The sequence below is a fragment of the Rhodopirellula maiorica SM1 genome (genome assembly GCF_000346295.1).
GTDB lineage: Bacteria > Planctomycetota > Planctomycetia > Pirellulales > Pirellulaceae > Novipirellula > Novipirellula maiorica.
The window spans coordinates 1-6,558 of sequence record NZ_ANOG01000232.1 but is presented as its reverse complement, the minus strand read 5'-3'; the positions used below and the strand labels follow the sequence as shown (position 1 = coordinate 6,558).

6 protein-coding genes are annotated in these 6,558 nt (G+C 54.6%); all 6 read right to left on the bottom strand.

Going from position 1 to position 6,558, the window contains the following annotated elements; all coding sequences use genetic code 11:
- Positions 1-207 precede the first annotated feature (207 nt).
- On the bottom strand, positions 208-801 hold the full coding sequence (locus RMSM_RS07000; RefSeq protein ID WP_008693469.1) for a hypothetical protein: 594 nt from the start codon (positions 799-801) through the stop codon (positions 208-210).
- A 561-nt stretch (positions 802-1,362) separates the two neighbouring features.
- Positions 1,363-1,881, bottom strand: a complete 519-nt coding sequence (locus tag RMSM_RS36505) for a class I SAM-dependent methyltransferase (RefSeq protein WP_052031535.1) — start codon at positions 1,879-1,881, stop codon at positions 1,363-1,365.
- Positions 1,874-2,752, bottom strand: coding sequence for a glycosyltransferase family 2 protein (locus RMSM_RS06990; RefSeq protein ID WP_144057447.1), 879 nt, complete (start codon positions 2,750-2,752; stop codon positions 1,874-1,876). The genes RMSM_RS36505 and RMSM_RS06990 overlap by 8 nt, the downstream gene beginning before the upstream one ends.
- Before the next feature lie 248 nt (positions 2,753-3,000).
- Positions 3,001-4,833 (bottom strand): hypothetical protein, encoded by a 1,833-nt coding sequence (locus tag RMSM_RS40745; RefSeq protein WP_008693465.1) that lies wholly within the window; start codon positions 4,831-4,833, stop codon positions 3,001-3,003.
- A gap of 3 nt (positions 4,834-4,836) precedes the next feature.
- The gene (locus tag RMSM_RS06980) at positions 4,837-5,550 is read right to left on the bottom strand and encodes a hypothetical protein (protein ID WP_008693464.1); all 714 of its coding nucleotides are present in this window, start codon (positions 5,548-5,550) and stop codon (positions 4,837-4,839) included.
- 3 nt (positions 5,551-5,553) lie between these two features.
- Complete coding sequence (locus tag RMSM_RS06975; RefSeq protein WP_040764538.1) at positions 5,554-6,432, bottom strand: hypothetical protein; 879 nt, start codon at positions 6,430-6,432, stop codon at positions 5,554-5,556.
- Positions 6,433-6,558: the final 126 nt, after the last annotated feature.

Here is a 6,558-nt window from a genome sequence, read left to right as displayed (position 1 = left end):
AACAGGATTGGTCAATTCTGGCACTCCATTCGCAGGTAGCAGGTATTGGTCGGGGCGGACGTAATAGAGTAGGCAGCAAAGCAGGCGATGTAGGGCGCGAAAACTCTTAGTACGTTCAATTAAATAACGAATTGCGATCATCGGGGATGGACGACTGGTCTTCCAGTTCGAAAACGCTCGCAAGCCATGCTCAGGTGCAGGTCTTGGTTATCCGCCGTTATTTGGATCAATCCATATCTCGACTTCTTTTGCTTCCGTTGTCTTAGTTCGCTTGCTCGATAGCTTTAGGACTGCGCCATTGTGGCCGCTATCCGCCAAAGCCGTTATGGTGTCACGGAGATTTGGTCCAATCTCGAACACGTCGTCTGGCAGGCGTGATTCATCCCGTCGAACTTCGGGCATTTCATCCACATTACTACGGCGAACTCCTTCGATACCACTTTTGCCAACGGCCCAAATGACATCGGAGGCTAAGTTATTTAGGATAGCGATCGAGTTCTGATCGGCTAGAACGGTCGCGACGACAAAGGAAACGGTTTCGTATAGCGAACCGACCTTGATTGAAGCAACCAGGGATTTGATGAGCGGCGGCGAACCGCGATAATATGGAGGTGCAAGATAGTAAGGACGATGTCGCAACACAGGAGGAAGGGCGCGTTCCTTTGCCAGCAGTCCGTAGGCAACTTTGTCAACAATCTCTTGCAAGTTCAGATGAAAAACGCCCATCGCGTAGAGATCGAGTGACGGGCCATTAAAGGAGATATCAAGGTCTGCTTCCGAATTTAGTCGTGTGTATTTCATAGAGGGATATGTTTCAAAAGTTGCGATTTTGTCGGATAACGAATTGCGATCTATTAAAGTTCGATTAGGTCACCAGGGCGTGGTATTGCCTGTAATTGCACTCGGTAAATGGACCCGATGCCAGATGGATCTTCGGCTAATTCGGCAATCGTTGCTTCGAATTGTGGCTGCTTCATTCGTAAAGGCTCCGGCGGATTAATTGTTTAGTTGCAGGTCGATGCCTACGCCAAGCATATCACCAGTTTGCAATCGCCGCGATAGTCGCCAAGCACACGGTCGCCCCAGAGGCCCCTAGAGCCGTCCCGAACAGAAATGGCACTCCTTGGTCGATTATTCGACCCAAGCGTTTTAAGTCGCACGACAGGCAGCACTCGTGGCCTCTGTACACTATCGAGGGCCCCGAACACTCACTGCACGCGTTGCACGTTGTTTGCTCGGGACACTGCACGCTCTCGGAAATCGCACCCATGATTGCTCTCGTTGGATGGTGAAAGAAGTGTCGAAGGCTCACATCGACTATCACCATGATCAGTGGTGTCGAGAGCGACTGCAAATGCTGATTTAGGCTAGCCCAAGTACCGCCACCAGTCGGCATAGTCGCCCATCCTGGATAACCGAGATCGATCCAGGCTGGCGCGAGAACCAGCCCCGAAACTTCTCCTCATCGACCGGGTCTTGTCGGTGATACTTGCACATGCCTTTTGGCCACATGAATGGCACCGACACAATCAGCGTCTCGGCCACCGCTTCCAACTTGGCGACGAACGCGGGAATCGCTTCATCCGGTAGATGCTCAATCACTTGGCAGCAGGTCACCACGTCGAAACGTGATTCAGGTAGCTCCACCTCGGGCCAAGTCCCAATGATCAGTTCGGCATCGCATGGCCAATCGGGGATCGGTGTTTGGTTTACTGCGTACCGTCGATCAAACGATCCGGCCATTACCGTGTCCGTTCCACCACATCCGACATCCAGGATCGACTCGCCTGGGCTGTGCTTTTCGATCGCTTCACGCACCGCGGCGTAGTAGTTCATACCACGTCGTTGACCTGCGTAGCTGGTCCACTTGCTGCTAGCCATCTTCTCGTCTCCTTTGGAAAAACTCGCGTACTTCGGCTTGTAGCTTTGGCTTCTCTGATGCCCACTCCAGGATTCCATCGCTGTTTAATCGAATATCGGTGGAAGCATCGAATCCATGGCGAGATAGGATCGATTGCCGTGTGCCGTGTTGTCGATGTCCCTGTGATCCGTGCCAAAGGTGATAGACCGCGCCTTCAATGTGTGAGGTTTGATCACAGTGGCGACTGAGGAACGTCGCATCGCCCCCACCGACGATGTTTCCAATCGGGAAGCCACCTACACGTCGCAACCAATTCGTTTGAGCCAGCCACATGCCTCCGGGGTTACACCTTCGTCGTGCGCGTCCCAGTGACGTGCAACTCGGAATGCTGTGGTGATACGTCCGATCCAACCGAAGATAATCGATGCGTGAGAACAGCTGCACCGCAGGCGTCTTGTCCGTGATTGCTTTGATCGCCTGGGATAGCCAGTTCGGATTCTGAAACACCATGTCATGATCTACCCACGCGAAGTACGGTGTTTTGCAGTTTGCCAGCGCGATATTCAGCAAAGGTTCTTTTTGCCACATCGCGTTGTCTTGCCGCGTTCCACGGATGACTCGTGAGCCTTCAATCTCCGTCCGGTCGTCATCGAACACCAATTCATAGCACACCAGCGATTGGGCAAGTGGACCCAACGTTGGCAGCCACTCGTAGTAGGTCTCGCGCATCCGGCGATATCCACACGGGTTGTAGTGGATCGTTGCCAACGTGACTTGGCTGATCAATCGTGATGGTGCGGCGCTGATGGGAAATACTACCGGCCGATCGCCCGCCGGCTTCGCTGGTTCTGTCGTCCGCCGCTTTGGACTCGGGGCGGGTGGATTTGCCATTGGGGCAAACATCGTACCTTGCTTTTTCGGGCAACCTTTCCCGTCCAGCAGATGGCGAACCAGCTGCTTCGGGTTCTTGAGCAGCTTGCATCCATCACCATCGCATCGGTGACACCCAAAGTGCTCGCACCGATCTGTCCTACATACCGGTAGGCACTGCTTCATGTGCAATCGACTCGGCCGGCAGATTTGGCAAACTGTGCTGCCGGTCGATTTATAGACTCTGCGGCAACTGATGCAGCAGAACGCTATGGGTGCCACAACTCGGTCTCCCCATCGGCTACCAACTCGGTCGCGATCGTCTTGTGCAACGCTGCGTAATCGACGTTCCAGTAGCCGTACATCTGGTTCCAGCCTGCTCGCTTTTCTGCATGACTGAACCGAAACGTCACAGGGAAGTAGCCAACGTCACCGATATACGTTGTCGACCCAAAAACACCAGACGTGCTGGACGCAAACGTCGGCAATGAAGTGTCTACGGTCACGTCTCGAGGATCGCTTCTCCATTTAGCCAGCGGTATTGGGTCCCTGCCTAGCGATCCAGCGTAGAATTTGGCAACGCCGTAGACTCGGTTGTTTCCATTGTGATAATGAGAATCGCCCTTTTTCGACGATGATCTTACCGTGCCTGCGGTGTCGGCCGGGTTGTAAGACACGTTGACTCGGAAATGCTTGTTTGTGTGAAAGTCGCTGTCGACGAACACCCCAGGGCTTTGCTGGACCTTGTGCACCCATGCCAATTCCATCTGCACTTCGACTTCGTACTCCACCTCCCATTCGCAGGGGTCGGATTCGCTCGGATAGAGCCATACCGTTGCTTTAGCGTTTCGCCTCGGCAACGGCGATTGGATGACTGAGTTTACCGGTGACCAATTGTCTGGGTCGGTGATGTCGCCCCCATCAAAGACGAGATCGAACTCATTGCACGCATCCGCGATCGTTCGTGTGGCTGTCAGGTGCTCTTGTGACTCGCGGTACAGGTAGTTGTACCCTTGGCCTGAGGATGAATCGATTTGCCCACGATAGACGTTCTTGGTACGCATCGTTGGCCAAGTGCCCTGCATGGCGATCCCATCGACAGTGGAGTCATCGACCATCGTGATGGGCAATTCAAAGTCACCAAGCTTCCATCGCGGCATGACATAAGATGGAAACGCCGTCGTGTGCGGGGTGATCTCTTCACACTCCGCGTTCACTTCCGGCTGATCCTCGCACATCGCGTATGGATCCGCATAAGGATCGACATCATCCACAGTGATCGATTCTTGGTGGATTCGCCGCGCCAGGAATTCAAGCCGTGGCCAAGTCATGATGTCGACCAACAACTCGTCTTCGTGTGACCAACTAGGGCTGAACCGGTAAGCCACGCGGTAACTGCTTGCATCGGTCAGATCTCGCGTCGGAATCACGCATGATCGATAGCCAGCGTAGCGACTGTAAACGCTTAGCGTTTCAGGCTCAGCACCTGGGTCTTCGTCGTCGTAAGCGGGATTGTCGTAAACGTGCTCGATGTGTTTGACGTGCTCGAAATCACCAGCCACCGCCTGCCCGTAGAACTGGGGTGGCTCGTCCCAAGTGTTAATGCCTGAGCTTGTGGCATCGTCCCAGTTCAACGGCAGTATCGCTGCGGTGTCCTCTCGCACAACCAACGTGTGCCCTTGTGCCTCCCACTCCGAATCGACGCTCGTGTAGGCTTGTTGGTTCCTTAGCGTTTTCGTTGTTCCGTCATAAGTGACCTCGTATGTCCACGTGACCAACTTGTTGTAGGTCAAGTGCGTGATGTCGGTCACTGCGCGGCTGATCGACCATCGCAGATAGGGCTCGTCGTTCTCGTCCAGCAAAGCGAATTCGATCGTCTTGCCGTCGTAAAACTTTGAGCCTTCGATATCGATGGCGAAGTACGTTGTGGGCAGCGCCTGAGTGACCGCACGCCACTCTGTTTCGTCGCTATCAGTCACCGTTGAAAACTTGGTTTCGTCGTTCGATGTGTCGAACCCGCTCTCTCTGCCCGTTGCCACGTCGTAAATGTCACAGGGAACTTCGCATGCTCCGCAGTCACCGCTCGGTCCATACCAATTCATCGCTTACGCTCCGCACGGTGCCTGAATGATGTAGACGATTCCACCCTGCATCAAGCCAAGGCCTTTGTCGCCGCTCCCCAACGCCGTGAAGATGTCCAGCGTGTCAATTACGTTCGCTGTCTTGATCGTTTCGCCAGTCATCGTTTTGACGGTCGCCGTCGCTACTCCGTCGGTCCAATCAGACGTCAATGTGAATTGCACTAACTGTGGTGGATCGCTGTGAAAGACCACGATGCCGCGGTCACCGCTTGTGCCATCGACGCCGTCCACGATCTTCCACGGCCCATACGTCGCGCTCGTGAGGCTGCGTGGGCTTTCCGAGTCCAGAATCGCGTACCGATGATTGGCGTCGGTGATCTCCAAATTGACGTGGGCAACGCCAGCAATAACGGCCCTTCCTGGTTCACCAGCTGCGATCGGAGCCAAACACACCCCGTACGTCAGTCCCGTATCGTCCGGGTTGGCTTCTTCGATTAGGAACTTGATCGCTTGCTGCGTGTCGTAGATCTCATCTGTGGGGCCCTGCCAATCGAGTACCGAAACAAGATCCCCTTCCTCAAAGTCATTTTCGGTATCATTTTGAACGGGGACCCAGCAATGATTCATCCCACCTACGATGGCGGGGCTACCAGACTTGTCGGTCGGCAGTCGTTCGACAATCTGATTGTGTCGCGCGGCTGTAATCGCATCGCCGGGGTTTACTTTCAGGTTGGCCATTGCTTACACCTGCCCAATCTTGAGAACCGAAAGGTCGGCAAAACCAAAGATTCGACCAACGTTCGCTTGGCGTACCGAGGTGATTGGCATTTTTGTTGTTGGGTCCTTTGCCTTTTTGAAGTCGTACCAAAGGTAATCGTGCCCCAACTTCGTCACGCCAACGATGTCACCGATCGTCTGATTCGTGATGTTCTTCGACGACAAGAAACCAAAGTCGAGCGTCGGGTCTTCCCCGATGATGTCGCCAGTCGCCCCAAGAAACAGAAGCTCGCCCTGTGCGTGGCGTAGGAACGATCCCGAGGCCATGAAGCCGGTGCAGCTTGCGATCAGGAACGCGTAATCCATCGCGTCTTCCTCATCCGTGTAATCGCCAGAGATGCGAGCACGAACGTTGATCTTCAGTGCCGGGATGGGACGCTCCACGCCTTGCGGGCTTCCATCCTGCACGTCGATGGCCTTGCCGTAGTCGATCGCCGTCTCGCCCGTGGCGGGATAAGCCACTTGCGCCAGTGCGGTTGTTTGCAGAATCGAGCCTCCAGTGGTGTCGATCGATACGGTGTACCGCCCCGGCGCTGGCGTGTACGAGTACCGAACGGTCATATTCCACGAGTCGTACGATTCGCCCTGGTCCCACTCGATCAATTCGCGAAACATCCCGTCGAATGTATCGATCAGAATGGGCCCATCGATCAACGCCGCTCGCGCCGCAACCGGATCCGATGTTCCTGAACACAGAAACGTTCGTTGGGCTGTCGCTGCGCCACTCGATGACTCGGTTCCACTTCGGCCCGCAATCTCTTGAATTGAAATGCCGTTGTAGACTCCCACGTTCCCGTAGAGCCCGTTGCCTAGTTCGTGCGGCCGTACTATGTCGGTAGCCATTATTTGAATTTGCCTCCCTTGTCCTTCTTCGCCTCTTTGGCGATGACTTTCGTGTGCTTGGCCACGTCTCTTGTAGCCTTCAGCTGGTCCCGTTCAAAGTTTCCACCCGAGGCCCCGATGATGCCC